Source organism: Flammeovirga aprica JL-4, assembly GCF_012844305.1.
GTDB classification, from domain to species: domain Bacteria; phylum Bacteroidota; class Bacteroidia; order Cytophagales; family Flammeovirgaceae; genus Flammeovirga; species Flammeovirga aprica.
Genome location: NZ_JABANE010000116.1, coordinates 1 through 25923 on the forward strand (window position 1 = coordinate 1; position 25923 = coordinate 25923).

Annotated in this window: 13 protein-coding genes; 2 read left to right on the top strand and 11 right to left on the bottom strand. The window is 35.7% G+C overall.

The window, feature by feature from the left end; all coding sequences use genetic code 11:
• Positions 1-50: 50 nt before the first annotated feature.
• From HHU12_RS27835 to HHU12_RS27860, 6 genes are all read right to left on the bottom strand, one after another.
• On the bottom strand, positions 51-677 hold the full coding sequence (locus tag HHU12_RS27835) for a hypothetical protein (protein ID WP_169660015.1): 627 nt from the start codon (positions 675-677) through the stop codon (positions 51-53).
• 1092 nt (positions 678-1769) lie between these two features.
• On the bottom strand, positions 1770-3524 hold the full coding sequence (locus tag HHU12_RS27840) for a right-handed parallel beta-helix repeat-containing protein (protein WP_169660016.1): 1755 nt from the start codon (positions 3522-3524) through the stop codon (positions 1770-1772).
• A gap of 2 nt (positions 3525-3526) precedes the next feature.
• Positions 3527-11617, bottom strand: a complete 8091-nt coding sequence (locus HHU12_RS27845; RefSeq protein WP_169660017.1) for a LamG-like jellyroll fold domain-containing protein — start codon at positions 11615-11617, stop codon at positions 3527-3529.
• Positions 11618-11674: 57 nt separating this feature from the next.
• Positions 11675-13321 carry a RagB/SusD family nutrient uptake outer membrane protein gene (locus HHU12_RS27850; protein ID WP_169660018.1) on the bottom strand — a complete coding sequence of 549 codons (1647 nt, stop codon included), beginning with the start codon at positions 13319-13321 and terminating at the stop codon, positions 11675-11677.
• Positions 13322-13332: 11 nt separating this feature from the next.
• Complete coding sequence (locus HHU12_RS27855; protein ID WP_169660019.1) at positions 13333-16452, bottom strand: SusC/RagA family TonB-linked outer membrane protein; 3120 nt, start codon at positions 16450-16452, stop codon at positions 13333-13335.
• Between the two features lie 2 nt (positions 16453-16454).
• Complete coding sequence (locus tag HHU12_RS27860) at positions 16455-18347, bottom strand: alpha-1,3-galactosidase-related protein (protein WP_169660020.1); 1893 nt, start codon at positions 18345-18347, stop codon at positions 16455-16457.
• 1010 nt (positions 18348-19357) lie between these two features.
• On the opposite strand from HHU12_RS27860, the gene HHU12_RS27865 reads away from it, so the two are divergent.
• Positions 19358-19735: a PH domain-containing protein gene (locus tag HHU12_RS27865; protein ID WP_169660027.1), complete on the top strand. Its 378-nt coding sequence runs from the start codon at positions 19358-19360 to the stop codon at positions 19733-19735.
• Between the two features lie 171 nt (positions 19736-19906).
• Here HHU12_RS27865 and HHU12_RS27870 read toward each other — a convergent pair whose 3' ends face one another.
• Both HHU12_RS27870 and HHU12_RS27875 read right to left on the bottom strand, forming a co-directional pair.
• On the bottom strand, positions 19907-21109 hold the full coding sequence (locus HHU12_RS27870) for a sensor histidine kinase (protein ID WP_169660021.1): 1203 nt from the start codon (positions 21107-21109) through the stop codon (positions 19907-19909).
• 348 nt (positions 21110-21457) lie between these two features.
• The gene (locus tag HHU12_RS27875; protein ID WP_169660022.1) at positions 21458-22051 is read right to left on the bottom strand and encodes a Crp/Fnr family transcriptional regulator; all 594 of its coding nucleotides are present in this window, start codon (positions 22049-22051) and stop codon (positions 21458-21460) included.
• A 177-nt stretch (positions 22052-22228) separates the two neighbouring features.
• Here HHU12_RS27875 and HHU12_RS27880 point away from each other — a divergent pair, with 177 nt between their 5' ends.
• Positions 22229-22720, top strand: coding sequence for a hypothetical protein (locus HHU12_RS27880; protein ID WP_169660023.1), 492 nt, complete (start codon positions 22229-22231; stop codon positions 22718-22720).
• A gap of 60 nt (positions 22721-22780) precedes the next feature.
• On the opposite strand, the gene rimK is transcribed toward HHU12_RS27880, so the two are convergent.
• The 3 genes from rimK to HHU12_RS27895 form a co-directional block, all read right to left on the bottom strand.
• The gene (gene rimK, locus HHU12_RS27885) at positions 22781-24175 is read right to left on the bottom strand and encodes a 30S ribosomal protein S6--L-glutamate ligase (RefSeq protein WP_169660024.1); all 1395 of its coding nucleotides are present in this window, start codon (positions 24173-24175) and stop codon (positions 22781-22783) included.
• 157 nt (positions 24176-24332) lie between these two features.
• Positions 24333-24743 (bottom strand): DUF4345 domain-containing protein, encoded by a 411-nt coding sequence (locus HHU12_RS27890; protein ID WP_169660025.1) that lies wholly within the window; start codon positions 24741-24743, stop codon positions 24333-24335.
• Between the two features lie 96 nt (positions 24744-24839).
• A complete protein-coding gene (locus HHU12_RS27895) occupies positions 24840-25697 on the bottom strand; it encodes a helix-turn-helix domain-containing protein (protein WP_169660026.1) in 858 nt (285 codons plus the stop codon).
• Positions 25698-25923: the final 226 nt, after the last annotated feature.

The window sequence follows — 25923 nt, forward strand, 5'->3', positions numbered from 1 at the left end:
ATGAAGATTTTATTAAATTTAAATTATCGCTGACTTACTTTTTGTCTAATTTAATGTCGGTGAGTAGTTACAACAAAATTAAATGCAATCTCTTTTTCCTTGAGGGCATCATCTAATTCTTGAATCTTTTCCTCTCTCTTTTTTAGCTTACTATCAAGCTTTTCTAATGTTCTTTCTGAATCTATCAACCTTTCCTTATAGTCAATAATTCCATTGATTGTACTATCATTAAAAGTTTCTTTAAATATCAGGGCAGGTAATATTAATTGATACTGTTTTATTAAATTATTAGCTCTTTCTCCTAAGGATGTACTGTTTTGAGCTACAAAAGCTTCCAAATTTAGAGCTGCATCACCAGATAGTTGTTTATTTTTTTTTAAGTTAAATTCAGAATAAAATAAGTATAATATAGAAAATAGAAACTCTCTATTATCAATATTATCTATATCTTCAGGATTAAAAGCAAAGTTAAATAATTTGTTACCTAATTTATCGAGCATTAATGTTGTAATATTCCAATCATTTGGATCAGCTATCATGTTATTCAAAATAGCTTTAGAATGATGATTTAGCTCTTTTCTAAACCCCACCTCGTCTTTTTCAATGTCTGATTTTAATTTATTGACTAGTTTTGGTAAGTCGTCTCTTACAGTTTCAGCATTAAATGATAATCCCATTTGCAATTTTAGTTTTATATAAAAAAAATCTTTCAATAAAGTTCCGAAAAAAATACTCCAACAAAAATAAATAATTGTGAGAATGTTCATCCTTTTGTAATAATTATACCATTCTCATAAGCAGATTATTGAAGTAAGCATCCTTATTTATAACAGCTTTGCAAGATATACACCCAAAAGAAAAAATATTCGAAACCAAAAACAATCTCCCCAAACACCCCCCTTTATTCTCCAAAACCTCATTTCCATAACCCATTTCTTTAAAAAGTTAAAACAATACTAATTCAAACAAATTTTTAATTGTAAAACTTATTATATTTACATTTGTATAAATTGTACTATTCAAATTATTTATTGCGTGATTTAAAGTAGCTGGTTATCTATCGAATAAATTAACATTGTAAATCGTTCATCATTTACGTGCTATTACTATGTAACCAGATACAACTAAATGTAACAATTGACTTTATCACATTACTACTTATTTAATACAACTAATTACAAACAAACAAGCTGTTATGGAAACTTTCGAAAGAAATAACATTCATGATATCAAAATTTTTGATGTCTTTTGTTCATTCCTTGCAGGTATGAACATCATAGGAATACTCACTTTTAATATGGTATTCAACTCTTTTATCAACTATCTGATTTTGTGCTCTTTAGGTGGTTCAATATTATTAATGTTCAAAATTAAAAAGAGGCATTTTTACTTGAAACAAATCTCCTTTAATGGAGAAAACCTTGTTTTAAAGAAACACTTTTTGTTTTTGTCCTACAATAAATATTATGAGATTGATAATGTTAGAATCAGCAGGACATACTATTCTATCATCTTGAGGTGCTATAAAAATAGTAGCTTAACAAAACGAAAAAAAATTAAATTGTCTTCTAGATACTGGAAGGATATAGAGGTGATTGAAAGGAAAATTATGTATTCAAAGCTTGGTAGTGAATATCATGCTATGAGTGCGTAGGTGAAAACCTTTGACACAGACCCCGGTTTAAGAGCATGTTTGGAACATATATTTTTACTAAAAGAAATATCTCAAACATCCTCTAAGGGTCTGCGAAGAGAAATTACAAAATGCTTTACTCTACAATGACATTACTGACATTATCCTGAAAAACCGGGTCTTTTTGTAACTTGAAAAGGTCGTTGGGGTTTCTGGTAAATGTATTGTTTCCTAAGAAGATATTTTGGGCGCATTCTATTGAAATGGCTCTTTTGTTATAAATAAAATTATTTCCTTCTATGGCGATGGTGTTCAAGCCTTGCCACTCTGCTGTGGCTACACCGCACCACTTTCCTTTTGCTTGTGGATTTTTCAGCTTTGTGACACTCATTCTGATGGTTGCCGCATTATAGTCAGTCAGAAAGGTTTTGTCGTAACCTGTATTTTTGAAAAGGTTGTTTTTGATCAGAATATCATGTGCTACAAAACCCTCACCCCAATCTACTCCATTGTTCATAGAAATGGCACATTGGCTTAGGTTTTCGAAAATATTGTTTTCAATTATACCATAATTACTCTGCAACAACATACCGTATCTTCTCGCATTTCTGAAAGTATTATTTCTAAAAATAAAGGACTCACAGGCTTGTGTATCAATATAGGCAATGTCTTTTCTTTTGTCTTTGCCAAAGGCTGTTACACCTTCTATGTCTTTATTAAAAGTAAGCAGGAATTTATTTTCCTCCTGTTTTTCTACTTGAGTCACATAGGCTTCATCTAAAAGAATTCCTTCCCTTGGGTTATAAAAACGTAATAAATCACCTTTCAGAACACCACTTCCTACTGTCAGAATCTGATTCAATTGAGGTTGCTCTAAGATGTACTTCTTTACTGCTTTCAGGTTTACGGCATCATCAGAATAACCTTCAAACAAACAGTTTTGTACCCATGGACCAAACTTTGAACCACTGACATGAATGCAATCTGCATTGGCAGAATGATACCTTCCTGGTTTTAATTTTACACGGCAGTGCAATATATTCCATTCTTTATGCCCAAAAGCGGCGTAACTTCCTGCTGGAGAGGAATAGCTTGTGATATTCATATAGGTGAGGTTTTCGCCTCCAAACGAAGTGAAAATAGTCTTGCCGTTGTTTCTAGCAATTTGAACAAAAACATCTCCTATTTCCATATCATCAATAAAACTGCTTTTGGGCTGTTGTACTCTGTAAGTACGTTCGCCTATTTTTTCCCAACCTCTGTAAGGGTACAAATGACTTACTCCATCTTTCAATTTTCCTGGAATTTCTCTATCCATCAGCATTCCCCATTTTTGTGAAGATGCCATAAAGTGAGATGCTGATAGTTCTGGAAACCCTTGATCTATTTGTAGATCAAAAGTCTTTGCTTCAGGATTTAAAGCAATGATTTTCCCTTGGGTAAATGGCAATGGATCGTAATCGATATAAAGGTCTTTGATGATGACATTTTTGATATTCATCAACTTTAAAAAACCAATCATGGGGTTGTGAATAATGATAGTGGCCCCATTTCCATTGATCACTAAATTGTGATTACGAAAGAGCGTCAAGGCATGTGTTTCCTCTGTTTCTCCCATTAAATTATAGGTACCTTCTTCAAATAAAAGCTCTACATTTTTACCCGATTCTGCCAGAGAAGCCGCCTTCTCAAAGGCTTTTGTGATTCCTTTTGCATCGTCTTTCCCATCATTGGGTAGAGCGCCAAATTTAGAGAGTGAAATGACTTTTTTATCTTTTAAATCTAAAAGAGGAAGTTGTCTTTTTTTCCTGAAAAAATCAGGCTGATGGTATTCCTGCCCCATCAGAAAAAAGGGCAAGAGTACGAATGTTAGGATTAGAATTGGTCTCATTTTTATAAATAGTCGTAGATTAATTTCTTTGTAAATACTTTTCCATTCTGATCTAACAGTCGGATGATATACAACTGATTTTTGTTGATCGAGGCAGGAATTGTTGTTGATTTCTGACGGATATTGGCCGTCTGAAGTGTTTTGCCTGTGGCATCATAAAGTGTAAAGGAAGCAGATGGAATTGTAGTTCCTTTGTAAAGCACTTTGATACTATTTTCTGAAAGTGTCACTTCCCAATCTGCATTAAGAAACTCGTTATCAATAGATAATACTTCTTCGAAATCAAAAGTGGAATTCAGTATATCCATTGCCTTAGCAGTGTCACCTTCTTTCAAAGTTGGGTCCTCTTCGTTGTGTACTAATACATTATCTAAAATGCTTCCTGCCTCCACACAATTGGCCAAAATCCCCACCTTATTGTAGGTCATCGTATTTTGTTTGATCCATATATTTTTCATGCCTTGTGCATCACAGTCTGCAGGAGTGCTTCCACACCACTCATCACCTTCTCCACAATCTTCTTTAGAAAGTTTCATCACCATCATCTTGATCGTAGCAGAATATTCATTTTCAATATATTGCTGATCAAAACCACAGTTGCTGAATGTATTGTTCTGAATTAGAAGATCATGTGCCAAGAACCCTTCTCCCCAATCCACGGCATTCTCCATCACGATACCTCCAGTAGAAAGATCTTCAAAAATATTGTTTTCAATCACTCCATAAGCACTCTGAATCAACATGCCGTACCTTCTCGCATTTCTAAAAATATTATCTCTAAATACAAATGATTCAGAAGCAACATCCTCATTATAAATATGATCTGCACTTTGATGGGTTCCTTCTTTCAAGTTATTCACCGCCTCAGAAAGGTGAATAATATAGGTTTCATCATCATTATCTACCACTGATTGAACCCTCACTCTTGTAATGACTTTTCCTTCACGCGGATTGAAAATTACGATTTGACTTCCTGTCTCAATACTTGCATTTACTTTCAGTTCGGTTGGGCTGATCACCTGCAGAATATTCGCTTTTGCATGCTTCATATTTACGGCATCATCAGAATAGCCTTCAAAAATACACCCTTGTACCCAAGGCCCTAATTTTCCTCCAACAACATGAATTCCATCAGCATTAGCACTGTGTACTCTTCCTTCTTTGATGAGCACATTACAGTTGATAAGATTCACTTCTTCATTACTCGACATATTATAAGATCCTGCAGGACTGGCATAAGAAGTGATATTCAAGAAAGTGACATTTTTACATTGCTGTGTTCTACCAATCGTTCTACCATTATTTCTAGCAATCTGAACAAAGTAATCACCAATCTCAAAATGCTCTAGTTGAGACGCTGACATTTGAAGGGAAAAGACTTGATCACCAAGGTCATTCCACCCGTTAGGGTCTGTACTGATAAGATTCGGTACTCCTTCTTTTATCAACCCAACTTCCGTTCTTATATAGCCCCAAGTTTGACTGGCGGTCTGCATAAATTCTTCTGTCAGTGCAGGAAAATCTTCTTCAATTTTGATTTCAATATGATCATCCGCAATTGAGATGACTTTTCCTTGGGTAAATGGAAGCGTTTCATAATCAATTTCAAAACCCTGCACCACCACATCTTGGGCATTGGTGAGACTTATAAAACCTACCTTCGGTGATTGAATATTGATTTTCGCATCTGTTCCATCAATAATAATGTTCGAAAGGTTTGAAAGATTGAAAAGATGTGTGGCTTCCTCATTTTCCGGAAGGAGGTCATACGTTCCTTTAGCAAAGTTGACTCTTACTGGATTTTCTGCTGACGCAATTGAAATGGCTGTTTTGAATGCTTCTTTAATCCCTTCATAATCATTGCGGTCATCATCTGGAATAGCTCCAAAATCAGCAACGTTTACGGTGGCCAAAGTCGGGAAAGTCAGCAGAGGTTTATTTCTTGTTTTTCTAAAGAAATCAGGCAGTTCATCAAAAGTAAATAAATCACGAGGTGTTTCTTCTGAAGTTCCAGAAACTGTCACCGTAAATGTTTGCGTGCCTAATAATTCATAGCTTTTACCGTACAACTCAATGGTAATTTCTGAAACACCTTCTCCCACTTCATTCAACATTAAAAGTGAACCTTCTACCTGTGCTTTCACCACATTGATATTGCTTGAAGTCACATTATAAATCGCTCCTTGATTTGCGGTAAAGAAGCCTGACATTTCTATAATAGCGGTACCAAAACCACCTTCATACGTTCTATCTGCAAGTGCTGTTTCTTCCTCTGGAATAAATGTATTCCCATTAAAAATATTCTTTATTTCCTCATTGGTTAATGTCCCATTGTACCATCTGTAATCACTCATTTTCACATCTGAATTGGATACTACTCTAAAATCGCCACCACTTACGGTATTAATTTTTTCGTGTCCCTGCCAAGGTGATACAAGCACAGGTTGTAATTCTCCATTGATGTAAATCCTAATGTCCTCAATACTTTCTCCTTCGGTCACAACGGCTACATGATGCCATTCACTCACAAAGTCAAAAGCCTTTTCGGTCTCCACGTAACTAAACTCATATACGGGATTTCCTTCTCCATCATTATAGGTATTATAATAAAGTACCACTCGGATTTTATTATCGGCTCTATAGACAATATTAAACTGCCCCTCTCTTGCCACTCCATAATTTGTCAAGACCGACTGTGTTTTGGTATTGGCTTTAAACCAAGTAGTCATTGAACGTCTTTGACTGCCTAATGTCCCTTTGAAGCCATCCACTTCCAATGTTGCTACATTGAATTTTATGACGTTGCCTCTCTCCGTATCAACATACCCTTTCTCATAAAGTCCTTTTAAGATTGGGGTCCTATGGTATTCTGAATAATCATAAGGATCAATTGGTAAATCTGCAGGTTCATCAAATCTAAAATTGACTAACAGTTCTGGTTTGGGCTCATACGCACCTTTTTCGACCATAAATGTCACCGTTACCGCTTCAGCAGGATTATATTTTAAATCACCCATTTGAGTAGCCGTAATGCTCACCTCACCGTAGCCTACAATTTTTGCTAGATTCCCCTCAATCTGTAGTATGCCTTTGTCTGAAGATTCAAAATTCACTTTCAAACCTGAGCTCGCAAATGCTTCTAAGATAAAATCAGGATCTCCAAATGTTTTGTTTTCAATTGCGTTGAAAGTAATGGTTTGCTCTTTCTTTGGTATAAATCCCTTGATTTCCTCCTCACTCAATGCTCTGTTATACAATCTGAAATCACTATAATACCCCACGTATTTATTCGCGATTGAAAAAGTAGCAATTCCAGTATTGACTAGATTATTTTCTCCCGTTAGAGTGGTTGGAACAAGGTTCGTATTGATATAAATTTTCACCTCTTCCAAAGGCGAACTTTCATCCACTACAATTTGAAGTAAGTTCCATTGGTTTTCTATAATGGGTTGATAGGCATCTGTGATGATATTTCCACCAGAAACAAATTTCACCTGACCACTTGAAAGGAGCTGTAAAGAGATATTGTTCGCATCGCCCTCATTGATTCCTTGATACATAATAGTCTTTTGCTCGGATAAATCTGTCGGTTTAATCAACATTGAGTAAGTGCGGGCGTGTGTTCCTACAACTCCAGGATAATCCCTATTGTCCTGCTTGAAATTCAGTCGCCCTGTTTGATTTGGAATATCCGCAAAAAGCACATTTCCTCTTTCCTCATCAGAAGCACCTATTGTCACAGCTCCTCCTTTCTGAAGGTCAATATCCAACACTACATCCTGTAATAAACCTCTATTGATGGGCTGTTCATCGTAGGGAGATTCATCAAAAGCAAACCACAAAAGCGGTTCTTCTTTCGGTTCAATAACCTCTTCCTCTTCTTCTATCACACTAATGACAAACTGTTCTATCACCCCAAAAGAAGAAGCGGTAATCTCTACTTCTCCCATCATTAAGGCCGTCAGTTGTGTACCTGATAAAGTGGCTATTTCTTCATTTTCAATAGAATATGTGATGGGCAAGTTTGATGTTGTAAATGCATTAATATTGATCGTTTCTCCTACCTTCATTAATGGCTCCGTCTCAAAGATGATCTGATGCGTAAACACCGATGAGGTATACAATTCCAATGCTTCAAAGTCACTGATGCCTCTTTCATAATATTTAAAATCACTGAAAAATCCCCAGAATTTATTGGCGATCGCAAAAGTCGCCGGTGCAGTATTGAATGCTCGATCATTGACTGTTATAATATCTGCTAACACACCATTCACTTGTATTTTTATATCTGAAAGCATTCCATCTTCAGGAATAACAATAACGATATGATTCCACAGATTTTCTACAAAGTGATACTCCTCAGTGGTCGTAATATTCCCTCCAGCAATTAATTTAATGGCACCCGTCGGTAAAACTTGAACACTCAATGAAGTCGCTTCACCTTCCGCTTTCCCTGCATAAAAAATCGTGTTGAATTCTGATAAATTAGTGGGTTTGATCCATGCCGAATACGTTCTTGCTTCACTTCCTGTTACCCCTGCATAACTACCATTATCTACTTTAAAAAGTAAACTCCCTTCCCCTTGATCCATATTAATGTCCAAAACCTGACCTTTGTCTTCGTCCATCATTCCTAAATTGATGATCGCTCCATTGGTAGTATTGGGTACTAAAGTGACATCAGAAAAAACACCTGTATTTACAAAATCTAATGCTCCGCTTTCTTCATTAAATGCAAAATCTAAAATGGGTTCCTCTTCTGGAAGATAGGGAGTTATGATTATTTTATAAGATGCGGTCACACCAAAAGAGATCGCTTCTATTGTTACTTCACCCTCCTCCAAAGCGGTCATGACTCCATTTTCAATCTTCAATTTTGAAGGATCTGAAACAGTATAATTTACGGCTAAGCCTGAAGAGGTGGAAACGCCAAAATCAGCTGTTTCTTTTTCCGCCAAAGTGGTGGGTGCTTCAAAAGTAATGGTATGTGTAAACACTGAAGAGGTATATAATTCAAGTGCCTCTTCTTCAGTAATTGCTCTTTCGTAATATTTAAAATCACTGAAGAATCCCCAGAATTTATTGGCGATCGCAAAAGTCGCCGGGGCGATATTGAATGCTCGATCATTGACTGTTTCAATATCTGCTAACTCACCATTGACATGCATTTTTATATCAGAGAGCATTCCATCTTCAGGAATGGAAATAACGATATGATTCCACTGATTTTCTACAAAGTGATACTCCTCAGTGGTTGTAATATTCCCTCCAGCTATTAATTTGATGGCACCTGTCGGTAATATTTGAACACTCAATGAGGTCGCTTCACCTTCCGCTTTCCCTGCATAAAAAACCGTATTGAATTCCGATAAATTTGTGGGTTTGATCCATGCCGAATACGTTCTTGCTTCACTTCCTGTTACCCCTGCATAATTTCCATTATCTACTTTAAAAAGTAAACTCCCTTCCCCTTGATCCATATTAATATCCAATACCTGACCTTTGTCTTCGTCCATCATTCCTAAATTAATGATCGCTCCATTGGTAGTATTAGGAAGTAAAGTGACATCAGAAAGAACGCCTGTATTTATAAAATCTAATGCTCCGCCTTCTTCATTAAAGGCAAAATCTAAAATGGGTTGTTCTTCTGGGACGTAAGGAGTAATGATTATTTTATGAGATGAAGTTACGCCAAAGGAAGTCGCTTCTATTGTTACTTCTCCTTCCTCCAAGGCGGTCATGACTCCATTTTCGATCTTCAATTTTGAGGGATCTGAAACAGTATATTCTACGACTAAGCCTGAAGAGGTGGAAACGCCAAAGTCAGCTGTTTCTTTTTCAGCCAAAGTGGATGGTGCTTCAAAAGTAATGGCATGTGTAAACACTGAAGAAGTATATAATGCGATTGCCTCTTCTTCACTAATTGCTCTTTCGTAATATTTAAAATCACTAAAGAATCCCCAGAATTTATTGGCTATGGCAAAAGTCGCCAAGGCGGTATTAAATGCACGATCATTGACTGTTTCAATATCTGCTAGTACACCATTCACTTGTATTTTTATATCAGAGAGCATTCCACCTTCAGGAATAGAAATAACAATATGATTCCACTGATTTTCTATAAAGTGATACTCCTCAGTGGTTGTAATATTCCCTCCTGCAATTAATTTAATGGCACCCGTCGGTAAAACTTGAACACTCAATGAAGTCGCTTCACCTTCCGCTTTCCCTGCATAAAAAATCGTGTTGAACTCTGATAAATTCGTGGGTTTGATCCATGCCGAATACGTTCTTGCTTCACTTCCTGTTACCCCTGTATAACTTCCATTATCTACTTTAAAAAGTAAACTCCCTTCCCCTTGATCCATATTTATGTCCAACACCTGACCTTTGTCTTCGTCCATCATTCCTAAATTGATGATCGCTCCATTCGCTGTATTAGGAAGTAAAGTGACATCAGAAAGAACACCTGTATTTACAAAATCTAACGCTCCGCTTTCTTCATCAAATGCAAAATCTAAAATGGGGTTTACTTCAGGAATATAAGCTGTAACAATTAATTTTTGTACTACATTAACAGCCTCATTATATCTTTCATTTCCTACTTGAGAAGCGATAATATCTGTTTCCCCTGCTCCTATCACTGTTATCGTTGCCCCGTTCACTGTAGCCACTGCGGGATTAGAGCTTTCATAAGTCACTGCTAAACCTGAACTTGCAGTTGCTGAAAGTTCAATGGTTTTTACTCTTGTATTTACAGAAGAAAGTGTTTCGAAAGTGATGGCCTGATTGAATTTTCTGGCATTAAAATCAGCGTTTATTTCTTCTGCTGACAAGGCTCCTTTATAAACCTTAAAACCATTGAAATAACCTTGTGATGCATTGGATATTCTAAAGTCTCCAGCCAAAACGGTATAGAGTGATGTCTCCGTCAAATTGCTTAAATCAATACCCTTTTCAACTCCATTAATATAAATTTTCACATCAGAGGTTGTTGCTCCATTCGTTGTAACGGCAATATGTTTCCATGAAGAAAAATCGATTACTTCCTCTACTGATAAATAGCTTCCTCCTTGCTGTGCACTGTAAAAATTATATAATCGGAAGGAAGTATTATCTCTGATTTGAAGGTCGAATTTATTGGTTTCTGCACCATAATAGCATAGCTTGTCTGTAGCTCCTGTACCTTCCTTTTGCTTGTACCAAAACATGATAGTTCTTGGTGTAGTACCTTCTATTCCTCTAAATGAAGAGGCCGATATTACAGCTCCATTGGCTTCTAATACTCTTCCAAATTCTTGATCCTGAAACCCCATTACTGGAGTGCCTGATAGCGTTGAAAATGAATAATTATTATCGCTCTGATCTGTTAAAATAATTCCACCGGTTAAGGCATCCAATACTACTTCATTCTGACCATAAATTGTATAAGCTTCTGTTGAAGTTAAATACTTATTATAGTACCTGAAGTCTGTAACATCTGCATTGAGGGTGCCAAAAATTTTGAAAACTCCTGTACTTGTATTGATCGGATTATTCGTTCCTGAAAACCCAACTTCAGAAAGTTCACCATTGATATAAAAATCAACATCATGTATACCTACTCCTTCTGATAAACTAACGGTCACATGTGCCCATTCATCAAGGACTAAAACAGTTTGTGTCGCTACCCAATTTCCTCCATTGTCTGCTAATTTTATTTTCCCTTGATTGGTCAACTGCAAAGTGAACGTAGTGCCCGCTCCTGCACCTGTATAAATCAGGTTTTGAGTCCCTTCCAGTGCTTTTGGTTTCATCCAAAATGTATACGACCTTGGGGCACTTCCATTGGCTATCGGGTAATTTGACCCAGTAATTGTTCTAAAAACAATCCCTTTACTGGCTGTTGCTGCACTCGCTACTGTTCCTTTCTCCAGGTCTATTTGAGCATAAGTGATATCGCCTAAATCATCAAACGTAATGTCTGTTTCTGTTCCTAAATTTGTTGGAGCAGATTGATCAAATAAGATCTGTATAACCGGATCGCCCTGAGCCATTCCACTGAATGGAATAAGTAGCATTAATCCCCATAGTAATAGCTGTAAGTGTTTCATTATGAATAATAGTTTGTCAAAAAATCTGTGCTCTATTGAACCCTTATAAGGGTAGTTTTAGTACCCAGAATTTTGAATCAGTTTGTTGTTTAATATTAATTCAGATGCTGGTATTGGCAACCAGATTTTATGTGTTGCAAAATTGTTTTTCAATAATTCCATTTGAGGCTGATACCTGCTTCCTTCCAAACTCAGGCCCTCCATCGTTTCCTCAATAATTCCCCAACGAATAAGATCGAGTTTCCTCCAGCCTTCATAGCATAATTCACGACTGCGTTCGTCTCTAATTTCCTCCATCATATCATACTTTCTGTAAACCAAAGTCAGTTCATTTGTTAGCTGATCATCACCTAATGCCGCTCTTTCTCTCACTTCTCGTAAATAGGTTCTTGCTACCGTTTCATTGGCATTGACTTTCACCTCATATTCTGCCTGCATCAGCAAAATATCTGCATACCTAATCAACTGAAAATTACATGGACTAGCCCAAGGTTCTAGAGGGTAAGATCCCGGTACAGGCTGTCTCCATTTTCCTACACTGATATTGGTTTTCTCTTGATTAATGGCTTGAGGAACAAAATATTCTACACCAAAAAAGTTCTCTTTTAAAGATTGATTGTTGATAGAGCCTGTAACATTATTGGCAAAGCGAACATCCTTTTCATTGTACTGATTGATCAACTCCATACTTGGGCGAACAATACCATAACCACCTCCATTTGTATTGATATTTCCTTGAGGAATAAAGCCATTTACATAAATCATCACTACATCCTGATTGTTGGTAGCTTCTACCCCAAAGAGTACTTCTCCATATGTATTCTGATTGGTTTCCGCTCTAAAAAGATGTACATACTCTTCTACTAATTCTTTCTGACCTATGATTGCCGAGTTGATTTCATACCCTTTTTGATAAAAAAGATCATGTTCTACCCAATCCAATTTATTAATAGCAGTAGTATGATAGCGGTCTATGTTGTTTTCCTTTGCAGAAGCCAGGTATAAATACATTTTTGATAGATAACCTGCCGCCGACCATTTGTCTGCCCTGCCTGATTTGGGGTTTTGAGAAGGTAAATTTTGATAGGCAAATCGTAAATCTTTTTCTATTTGAGTATAGACTTTCTGTAGGGATGCCCTACTCAAATTTTCTGTTCCATTGCCATCAATCGACATCGTAATGGGTACTCCACCGTACAACCAAGCTAAATATTGATAATAAACGCCTCTTAAAAAGCGAGCTTCAGCAATCAACTGTGTTTTTCTGACCTCACTCTGAAACGTTACTCCTTCTATTTTCTCCAAAAAGAAATTAGCCCGTTTGATCCCTGCATAAAAGAAAAGCCACGCTTCCCTTCCCATAATATCTGTATCATTATAGGTATAAGTTAAATAGGGTTGATATAAAACCTGATTCGAATTGGGGACGGCTTCATCTGATCCTCCATTCAAAATATAGAGCATGTTTCTTCTGAAAGTGGCCGCGTTTCCTTCTCCATTCACCTCTCCTGCATTGAGAATACTATAAATTCCTGTCAAAGCGGTTTCGGCACTGATGGAGTCTACAATTAAAAGATCTTGATCTATTTTTGAAGGAGGGGCTACTTCCAAGAAATCAGTACATGCCATTTGGAGGAGTAATGTAAAACCTAGAAGTACTGAAGTAAAGGTGCTGTTCTTTATCGTAAAATTTATCTTTTTCATCGTCTGCTAGTTTATAGGTTTACATTTAATCCTAAAGTAAGTGTTGTTGCCCTTGGATAGCCAATCCTATCCAAACCCGTCATTACTGGATTATTAAAACTTACTTCGGGGTCATAGCCTGAGTAGTTGGTCCATACGAATAGATTATCTGCCACTCCATAAACTCTTACATCTTCTACATTAATTCTGTCCAATAAGTTTCCACTAAAAGTATACCCTAAAGAGATATTTTGTAACCTCAGAAAAGAGGCATCTTCTACATAATAAGAGGAAATATCTTTGGCTCCTGCATTAGATAACCTTCCATAAGAATTTGATGGATTTTCTTCGGTCCAGCGGTTTTCCCAAAACTCCTGTGTCACATTATTGATGTGCTGTACACCCAATCCACCTTCATACCTGAACCTTCCAGCGTTGTAAATGTCATTGCCATACGACCATCGGAATAAGATACTCATATCAAACCCTTTGTATTTAAAAGTATTGGAGAAACCCCCGAAATGCTGTGGTAAACTCTGGGAAATTATGGTTTTATCGTTGCTGGAATCTACTACTCCATCACCATCAAGGTCTCTGTATTTAAAATCACCAGGTTGTACATTTCTCCCTGCCATGCTGACGACTCCCTCTTTTAAAGATCCATCTGAATTAAAATCTTCGGTTTGATAGATGCCTTCAAACACATAACCATAAGCTATTCCTATAGCTTCTCCTACAACCAATCGGCCTAAATCTGTCATATACCCACCTGGAATAATAAAAGGTATTTCCTCTATACCCCCCAAATCCAGTATTTTATTCTGGTTGAATGTAATGTTGATATTCGAGCTCCATTGAAAATTTTTCTTATCAATATTAATTGTGTTTAAAGCGAGTTCAAGCCCCTTATTTTCTACAGCTCCAATGTTCTGCCATTGTTTCGCCTGACCGCTAACACCAGTAACACTAGCATATAACAGTAAATCTGTCGTTTTCTTGTAATAGACATCAGCAGTGATATTTACTCTATCTTCTAAGAAACCAAAATCTACACCTATATTGTGTTGCCATGTGGTTTCCCATTTCAGACCTGAAAAAGAAGTATAAAGCGGCGCAAAACCTTTATCAATTGTACCGCCATTGCCATAATCCGCTGAGGAGGCGTAACTGTAAGCTACATCCGTAGGGATTCTATCGTTTCCGGTTGCTCCAGTACTGATTCTGAATTTAGCTGTACTGACCACGTTTTCCATGCCTTTCATAAACTTCTCCTCGCCCAATTGCCAAGCAATAGCGGCTGATGGAAAATACCCCCACTTGTTGTTATTGAACTTCGAAGAACCGTCTGCTCTGTATGAAAAAGTGAAAAGGTATTTATTCTTAAAGGAGTAATTCAATCTTCCCAATGCAGACATTCTTGTATTGACTTGTCGGTTAGAAGAGGGTGTTTCCACATTTTGTGCAAAACCTAAATCATCTACGCCTACCACCTCATTTACATAACCAGAAGTTTTAATCAAACTGCTTTTGAATTCATATTTTTCAGCATCAAAAGCCGCCTGAGCATGTATTTTATGTTTTCTTCTAAACTGATTATTATAGGTTAAGATATTTCTGATAAAAGTTGATGCTGCATTATTATTTCTTATGATTCCTTTTCCATTCGCCGCTCTACCCCAACTTGTATTTTTCCCATAAAACTCTCTTGATTCTGAAAGCACTCTATTGGTCCCTACCGTTGCCCTTAATCTTAATTTCTTTGTGAAATTCAACTGCATATAAGCTGTACCTAACAGCCGGTTCATTTCCACATTTTTATAAGCATCTGTCAGCATTGTGTAGGGGGAAGTCAAACCACCTGTTTCATAGCTATCAGGGTCCAAACTTGGGTCTATTAGTATAGGATTAAAGCTGACAATTGCTTGTGTAATACCATTAAAATTTCCATTTCCACCATTCAGCGCCGCTCCATTATTATTGGAATTAGAAAAGTTTAGATTTCCTCCTAACTGAACAAATTTATTCGCATTTTGGTTAATGTTAATTCTGCCTGTAATTCTATCATAACCGGTTCCTCTGATAATACCTTGCTGATCTAGATAAGAAAAAGAAGAAGAATAGTTAAACCCTTTGCCTCCTCCATTAAAGGAGATATTGTAATTCTGAATATGTGCCTGAACGAAAGCTTCATCCTGCCAATTGACCATCATAGAATCCGGAAATATTCTAGGTACTCTTATCCCCTCTATTTCTTCACCATATAATGTAGAATTTGGATCACGCTCAAAACGCATGGTCGCATAAGTATTGCCATCCAATACATTCAACCGGTTAGATGCATTGGCAATACCATGTGAAACATCAAAATTGATATTAAATCTTCCGTCTTGCCCTTTTTTAGTAGTGATAATAATAACGCCATTTGCTCCCCTTGAACCATAAATAGCAGTGGCTGAGGCATCTTTTAATGTTTCTACAGAAAGAATATCATTGGGGTTAATGGCTGACAAAGGATTGTAGGATTGTGTTGACCCAAATTCACCTGAAGCTACTTCTCCCTCATTGACTTCTATCTGCACTCCATCCACCACATACAAAGGCTGAGAATTCATGCTCAATGAGTTTTTACCTCTGATAGTAATATTTACGCCCGCTCCGGGCTCACCTGACTGAGATACAATTTGCACTCCAGATGCTCTTCCTTGCATGGCTTCCATAAAAGAAGTCGCCTTACTTTTGGTCAGCTCTTCCCCATGTACAGAGCCCACTGCTCCCGTCAAATCTTTCTTCTTTACTTTCGCTCCATAACCAATGGCCACTACTTCCACCTCCTTCAAAGCCATATCTTCTGTCTGCATTGAGACATTAATAGTGGTTTGGTTGCCCACCAAAATTTCTTGTGTTTTAAAACCAATAAACGAATAGATAAGAACGGTATTCTTTTCTGTACTATTGATTTTGTATTTCCCTTCAAAGTCTGAAACTGTGCCTTGAGCCGTTCCTTTAATTTTAATATTTACACCAGGGATTGGCAGTCCGTCTCCACCCTTTATTATACCAAAAACAGGGTTTTGAGCAGTAGCAAATTCAGTGATGCACAGATAGAATAGTATAAAAAGGAATAGTTTTTTTGCATTGTTGTTAGTCTTCATAATTACTTCATTATTGAGAAGAACTCAAAAGCTGATTTAGGCGGGAGATCAAAAGTTTCTGTTTTTCCATCAACTTTCAATGTTCCCTTTTCTCCATTACTCTTCATAAATGAATTGGATGAGATTTTCACATTACTGCAATTTCTCAAATCCACATTCGGCGATTTTGGAAAGATAGCTTGATAAGTGTTTGTTTGAACAATTTTATTATTTGTGAATTCAATACCTTCAACAGATTGAGCTGTCAATATAGAATTTTCAAATGATTTTATCACATTATTCTTAATACAAATATCCTTACAGTACTTGTATTTTTCGTCCATCATCTCTTTACTTTTGTATTGTGGGTCAATTAAGATGATCGATTGATTGGGGTTTCCTCCATACAAGCAGTCTTCAAAAGTATTGTTTTCAATTAATACAGAGTTTGTTGGACCTGACTCATTCCACAGCCTCAAATCACCTGTTATTCTGATACTTGACATCTGAGAAGACAAGTAATTGTTTCGGATCACCACAGGCTGATTGGTTGATAAAAGTATGCTTCTTGCTCTATTATTTCTGATGATATTATTCTCAATAATGGCCGATGCATTCCAAGATATATTTTCAATGCCATTGTACAATTCTACTTTTCCTTTAATGGACTGGTGAAAAGTTAAAATTGAAATTTTCTCATTGACGTATTTTACCTCCTTCAAGGCAAGTGATGTTGTTTTAGGTTGTAATTTATTGTGATCTACAATTCTCACCGAATCGCCTGCTTCACCAAACAAATAGCCTTTCTGATGGGGATGATAGGTCTCCACAGCTACCGAATACTCATCAATCACTTTATTCACTCTCACATACGTACCATGAATATTTGTAGCATCATCCAGCATATTTTCAAAAAGGCAGTTCTTAATGGTAATCACTCCTTTATTATTACAAAAATGTGTGGCATCTGCAGTAGTGGTCACCATACGTTGGCTTCCTTCTCTTAATTTTACATTAAAAGCATCTAACTTAATATTTTCTGATCGCTCGGCAATGAGGCCCATCGCCCCTGCATGATAAACATTTACATTATTAAAGATGATATTCTTCGTTTTGAAAACTCTAAAAGCAGGCGATGTTCTATTGAAAAGATAAGCTCCTTTCGAATTTAAAACAGCACCCACAGGAGGTAATTCCTTTGATTTTGCTTTCAACCTTACTATTCCTTCTTGAAGTTCCTTCGCCTCAATATTTCTCGTATTCAATTGATAAAGCTTGGTATTATAAAGTGGCTTTTTCAATTTCTTATCCCAAAATATATTCTGTCCCACTTCCATCTGATCACCTTCTGGAATGGCAAAACGAAATCCAAAATCTTTTTCATATGGTGTATCATCACGCTCCAAAACTACATAAAGGTGACCGTTTGCTACTTTATAATCTGTATTGATTTTTACATCGAAGGTCTTTGTATCAGGATTATTGGCAATCACTTCACCTTCTATATAAAATGGCTTTTCCCAATCTATACTCAAATTTCTAATGGTAATATTCTCACTATTTTCAATGATAAAAGGGATCATCTTACCATGAAAAATAAACTCAGCACCATTGCCATCAATTTCCAACTCATGAAAACCCATTATTGGAAAGGGCGTTCTTTTTAAGCCATTATCATTATTGGTGATCGCACAGTAAAAATCGGGAGCGAAAGTTTTATAGAAATGATAAGTTCCTTTTGGGAATTTGATTTTACGAATGCCTTTAGCCTTAGCGTCTTCAATCGCTTTTACCACTACAGGTGTAGCGTCTTTTACTTCTGCAATATTGTAATCTTTCAGATGTATAGTCTGAGCAAAAGTTTCAAAAGTGAAGTGTAATAATATTGCTAGTAAAATCGATGTAAGTAATCTCATAATCTTTTAAAGGAGTTTTATGTCTTTTGACGTCTTTAATCTGCTATTTTTTATACTCCATAATAGTCATCATAAATGAAAGTTTGTTGGATAAAGTAACCTATTTTTTGTACTCTCTTATCTTAATTTACAGATCGTTCTAAAACTAACACAAAATATTATTGCTGGCTAAGAAGAGGATAAATTCAGAAATCAAAAATTGTATTAATCAAGCACTCATTTATATGTATTGCTTTATTCCGAACCAAAATAATAAAATGTCACCTATCGTCTCTTGTCATTTTTTTCTACAAATTGTTCAACAAACTATGATATAAAATGGTATTTCGGCTACTTTTTATCAAAAAAATTGTACATATCAGCCATATACTGTTCAAAATAAGTCAAATGACAAAAAGTTCTAAAATCTGGTTATTATGTTATTAACAGATATAAACAAAATGACGAGATTTAAATTGTGTAATTAAAATAGCAATTAATTAAGAACTAAAACGAATTCACATTTATCAAAATTAAAGTAATAGTGATGGTGTGTTACTAAGATATAGTATCAAAGCCTTATTAATTCGACTGATTTTTGATTAACTATCAAAAAATAAACAGGTATAGGTGTGACTACCTTATATAGGTGTAAAGTGAATCGTTTTACACCTATTTTTTTGTTCAGATTTTTTTACTGAATTTATTCACTTTATGAGAAACACCCTCACAGTATTTTTAAACTACCGTGGGGGTGTATTGTTTTAAAACTATGAATAAAGTTGCTGTAGATTCATTCAGAACAAAAAGCCTTTTTACGAAATGACGGTGAAAAAGGTGTAGTAATTAAGACACTCATAATTTTCTTTTTAAATGTAGAAGCTATGATTATTTACTATTTATATTTCTTCAACTTTTAGTATATTTAAGAACATGTTTGAAACATAAATTCCAAACATGCTCTAAATAACAGATAGTAAAAATGAATGCTTTACTATCTTTTTTTAATGCAAATTTTAACTATTAATAAAATGGGATTTTTCTCCAATTTGACAGGCAATGCCTCAGAGCTTAATGCTGAAGACCTAGAAGCTGACTTCGCAGATGTAATTTATGACGGTGAAAATGTGGAAGCTGCTTTCAAAATGTTTAGAGACAAATGGGTATTCACTAATAAAAGACTAATCATTCTTGATGTTCAAGGTTTAACAGGAAAGAAAAAAGAATATCACTCTATTCCTTATAAGTCAATCACTCAATTTTTGGTAGAAACTGCCGGTAACTTTGATACTGATGCTGAGCTTAAAATCTGGCTTTCAGGTCAAGGTGAACCTTTAAAATATGAATTAAGCAGCGGTGTAGATGTCGTTTCGCTTCAGAAAACTTTAGCAAAGAATGTTTGTAAGTAATTCTTCAAAATAAAGCTTAAGTGGATGTGGTTATTATGGTGATTCAATAGACGATCTTTATAGTATCATTATACTTTCTATTCTTTTCTCTTTTAGGAATGCCATAAAAACCACATTATATTCATTTCAATTTTAATCGATTTTTGCTTTAAGGTTCTTGTTGTTTTAGGATCATTTTTTGAAGCAGAATACAAACTTTGCCCCATTTTCACCATCAGATTCTACGTGAATATCACCTTTTAAGGCACTGACAATATTTTTTACCGTAGCCAAACCAATTCCATTTCCTGACTCGCCAAAGCGATCCTGTTCTGTAGCCGTATTGAAGATCTCAAAAATCTTTCCTTGTTCCTTTTCTATAATCCCAGGGCCATTATCTTTTACTATAAAGTGATAGAAAGATTCATCTTCTGAAATATTGATTTCAATTTTGGGCACCTTCTTATCATTATATTTTATGGCATTCGAAATTAGGTTGATCAAAATCTGATCTATGGCAGTACGGTTAATATTGAATTCAGTAACATTGCTTTTATAAACAAAGTCAATTTCAAAATCAAAGTTGAAAATACCCGCAACATCTTCTTTCAAATCATTAATACTAAAAAGGGTTTTCTCTTCATTTAATATACTACTTGATTTGCTGTAACTGAGAATACCGTCAATCAACCCTTTTAATTTATCAGAAGATTTTTGAATGTGTTCTACTACCATTTTTGCATTTCCATCCAACGCCTCACTATAGTTATCCTTTAAAAGATTGGCCATACCTGAAATTGTACATAATGGAGATTTCAAATCATGCGCCGCAACATAAGCAAAACGTTCCAGCTCCTTATTTTTGGTCGACATTTCAGACAATGTTTTCTCCAACTTCATATTACTTTTTCGGAGTTCCATCAGCTTCATCACCTGATTTCCCAAAGATGCCAATGTTTGCTTCTGTCCTTCTGTTAATACTTTTGGTTTATGATCAATGACGCATAGAGTTCCTAAAGCATTTCCTTTTTCAGAAACAAGAGGCACACCCGCATAAAAAACTACATTAGGAGAATCTACCACTAGCGGGTTATCGTAAAACCTTTCATCCTCCCTTGAATCAGGTACTATAAACAACTCATCAGGTTCATTGATGGCATGTGCACAAAAAGCTAATTCTTTAGGCGTTTCAGATGCATTGACACCATGACGAGATTTGAACCACTGCCTTCTGTCATCCACCAAACTAACTAATGAAATAGGTGTACCACAGATTTCACTCGCTATCTTGGTCAAATTATCATAATCATCTTCCATCATGCTATCCAAAATAGCATAAGATTTCAGGTCTTCTACTCTTTCTTTTTCATTTTTGGGTATATCAGGTTTTTTCATTTTTGAAATAGGGTTTTCACGCTGGTTTTAATTCATTTGATAAAAATTATCGTGTTGGTCCCTCCTAAATTAGTTAATATTATTCCGTCCTCAAAACTTCAAATACTACAATCAAGGCTTTCTAATGTAAGTTTTAAACCTACTTTTTAAAATTATTTCTACATCAATGTTAAAAATGAATCAAGCCTCTGATTTATAACACAATGATACCTTTATAAAAAAATAAAATTTATTGGATTATTGCTAACCAATTAAAAAATCCAAACAAACACAAAAATTTATTGAAAGTATTTACCTCTAAAGTACAATTTTATTACTATTCTCTGTAAGCTGTAGTAAATAATCTGTTTATCCTCTTCTTGCTCTTATTCTGCTGAGCGTTTCCTGTGTTATACCTAGATAAGAAGCGATCTGACCTAGTGAAGCCCTTTGTATGATTTGCGGAGGTGTTTTTTCTAGATTAGAATACCGTTCTTTGGCTGAACTGATCTGTAATGAAAGTACTCTATTTTCCAATTGGAGAAAGAATTGATCTCTCAGAAAGTTCCCTACTCTTGGTATCTCACTCGAAACTTCATAAGCATTCTTAAGATGCGATAAGTCAAAGAGCACAACTGTTGATGCTTCTATGGTTTCAATAAAATCTCTTGAAGCTTGTTGCGTCACAATAGAAAACATGGTCGTAAACAACTCCTTTTCCTGTGCAAATTCCAATGTGATCTCTTTCCCATCCACCAATGTATAACGTCGGATAAAACCACTTCTTAAAATATAAATATATTGATGATGATCTCCCGCTGAAGTAAGCAGTGTTTTTTTAGGATACTGTATCAATTCTGCTTTTGATGACAATAGCTGCACTACGTTTTCAAATGCTGTATTGCTGGTAAATACATGCTTTAGATAGGCTCTGATTGTATTCTCAACTTCAATATTTTTCATCCTTTCATTACTTTTTGTTCTAATTAAATTTAATCTCAAAAAGAAATCTACCCAAAAGCCCCAGCTTAATAAATTCGAATTAAAAACAGAACCACACTATTATTTGATTGATTATCAAATAGTTTAATATTATATTGAAGCACAGATTTAACTTAATTCTTATCGTCAAAAACAACTATGAAATTTTCTTTAAAAATTATCACTTTATTAGTATTTACCTCATCTATCTTAATTGGATGCTCTCCAAACCCTGCCAATTCTGAGGAACACCAGAAATTGCTCAAGGAGCACGAAGAAATGGAAGCTGAACATGATAAACTTGCGGCTGAACATGAAAAAATGGAAGCTATGCATGATAAAATGGTGAAAGAACATGCTTCTATTAGTGGTGATGAAGATGATGCTTCACATGAGACTATGGAAGCGCAACACACAGCCATTATTGCAAAGCATAAAAAATTGATGCTAAAACATGATGCAATTATGGCACAGCATGAGGAATTAATTAAAAAGCATGCTTCGGGTGAAATCAATATGGAAACCATGAAGGCTGATCATGATAGAATGGAAAGGGATCATGCTCAAACGCTTATGGAAGAGCATGAACTGATGGAAAAAGAACACGCACAGCTCATCGCTGATCATGAACAAATGATGTCAGAACATTAATAACAATAGTTTGGAAACAAAAAATGGCTCTGAAGTAACCGTTACTCCAGAGCCATTTTTTTATGCATTATCTACTTCTTCTACTCTTTTATATTTAAGATCTTTCTCTATTACCTCAATCATCTTCCCTGCTATATCTTTACTGGAAACTCCTTCTATACCTTCTAATCCAGGTGAAGAGTTCACTTCCAATAGCAATGGGCCATTCTGACCTCTGATAATATCCACCCCTGCTACTTTGAGGTTCAAGGTTTTAGCGGCTAAAAGGGCCACCTTTTTCTCTTCAGGTGTGATTTTCACTAGAGAAGCTGTTCCTCCCATATGAATATTTGCTCTGAATTCTCCAGGTGCTGCAGTACGCATTATACTTTCAACCACTCTTCCATTGACCACAAAACAACGTAAATCTTTACCGTTGGCTTCTTTTACAAATTCTTGTACCAAGATATTGGCTTTTAAGCTTTTAAAAGCATTGATCAAACTTTCAGCAGCTTTAGTGGTCTCAGCCAAAACTACACCTTTACCTTGCGTTCCTTCCAGAAGCTTAACAATCAATGGAGCACCACCCACCATTTTTATCAACTCATCTGTATCCAATGGAGAATTGGCAAAGCCTGTAGTCGGAATAGGCAAACCATTATTGATCAGTAATTGAAGTGCATATAACTTGTCTCTTGATCTTGTAATAGAGGAGGCATTATTCAATGTATAGACACCCATAGCCTCAAAATGCCTAGTTAAAGCCGTTCCATAGAAAGTTGCACTAGGTCTGATTCGTGGAATAATAGCATCGAAATCACTGAGAATCCTACCTCCTCTATAATGCATTTCAGGGTTTTTACCATCCAGCTTGATATAACAATCTTTGATGTTCAAAAACTCCATCTCATGTCCTCTTTCCTGCCCCGCTTCTATGATTCTTCTATTACTATAAAGGTTCGGATTACTTGCCAAAAGGCCAATTTTCAATCCAGTTGGTTTCACCAAGTTATTATGGTAATGCTGCTTTAATAAATCATCTGTCGGTTCTCCCAAAAGACAAGCAGATTCAGGATCTACTAACATCTTTCCAGACATTGCCTGACGCCCAAGCAACATTCTGTAACCCATAGAATCTCTATTGGTTAGTGTAAGTTCCACCTCCCAAGTATCATCCGCTATTGATAAAACTGTTTTAATTACAAAACGAACTTCACTATTTCCACTTGAACTTTTTACTTTACGTTTATCATGGACCTGTGCTTCGCAATGTACCGTAGTTTTACCATCATCCTGCAAAGGATGAACTTCAAAACTTACCCATGGAATACCTTCTTTTTTAAAAGGTACTATGTTCACTGCATGTAGAGCAGATGTTTTAGCTCCTGAATCAACTCTTGCTTTGATTGCAGGTATATTAATTTGGGGAAAGCTACACCATTCGTTGCTTCCGACAACAATTTTATTATTATTCATAAATGACTGATTTAAAGCATTATAATAAACAAAAAATCAATTATTAAACTCATTTCATTTACCAAGGTTTTACTTTTTGGCAAATACTTCGAATATTAATAAAATAGTGCAAAAATAATTTTAAGATAAAGTGATGAAATGATGAATTTATCTCTACCTAATCCACTTTTAACAGCACTTCTTCCCTTTTCGTTTTGATGTAAAAGAACAAAGCAATGAAACCAAAAATAAATTCCCCTATCATAGCATCTACTAAACCATCTGCAGGCCTGCCATCTACAAAATAACTTAATAACCTTCCGAACCCATAAGCATTAAACAGCAACGCCGCTAAGAATAGGGCATTTTTTCTCCAGCTCAATTTAAAAACGCCTAAAATGATAAAGAAAGTGGAAAATAATAATGCCGCTCCCGGGGCTCTAGTTTCGTTAAATTGACTTGCGCTTTCTATAATAATGCCATGCTCAGCCTGTAATGCGGCAGGTGAGAAAAGTAAATTACCTCCCACATAAAGTCCTACAATAGCAGAGAGAGAAAGGAAGACAGCAATGATCTTTGAATTTTTCATTTGAAATAACTTTTTATGTTTTTGATAATTCAAAGGTCCTCTAATTATTATAAACTCATTTGTTCGAAATGATTTCTGATTTGTTCCAAAACAATTTTATGCTGTCAAGGCACTTGGGCGGCAGCCGTACTGTTTCTGAAAGGCATTGGAAAAAGAGCTCAAACTATCATAGCCAACATTCCAAGCCACCTCCTGCACGCTTAATTCTTCTTCCTTCAATAATCGATAGGCTTTATGCAAACGCTGTGCTTGAAGGTATTTGAAAACGGGCATTCCAAACAACTGTTTGAAGTTTTTATTAAGCTTGCTGTTGTTCATCCCCACTAATTTAGAAAGCTCCGTAAGCGTAGGGGGCTGATTCATATTTTGAAGAATAATTTCCTTCGCTTGAAATAGTTGTTCCTGCTCTCCCTGAGGAAAAGATGCCTGAGGTTTTTCTTCTATCTGAGCAAAATAATGAGAAAGTAATTCTAGTATTTGACTCTTCAAAAACAATAATCTCGTTGAGTTTTGAAAAGGGGTTTGGAATATTTTGGAAATAGCAAGGTGCATTTCAGCAGTCATCGTCACTTGAGGACCTAACTCAAAAGCATTAGAAGAATAAAGCAAGCCATGTAGGTAAGTTTCAAAGAGTGATTTTTCTTGATCCTGTAATTGATGGATATGCTCAAGTGTAGAGAAAATACTAACTGTATTTAGAGGTTCGCTTTGAGAGATTTTATGCGAAAAACTGACAGTATCATTTCCTAAAAATGACATTGCAATACCTTTACTGTTTTTCAATACCTGACTTCCTGATTCATACTCAACATGCACCTCTACATTTCCAGAATCATAAAACGTGATTCCAATCATATCCTGATCAAAGCTGCACTTATATATTTCCGCTTCTTGTGCATCAGTAGAGTCTATCAGCACAACAAAATTGTTGATTTCTATGATATCAGTGGTCATGGTATTTAGTGTTTTGTTTGGCTTTTTATTACTAGAAGTATCAGTGCAAAAGTAAATAGATGTTTTTTTAATGAAAGAGAGATAAGAATGGTTCGTGTTGTAGTTCACTGGACCACCATAAAAACCCTCTTAACTCTTAACTCTTAACTCTTAACTCTTAAGTATTGAGACATTTTAAAGTATAACTAAAAATGAGCTTTTGAAAATTGAAGAAACAACTGTTTAC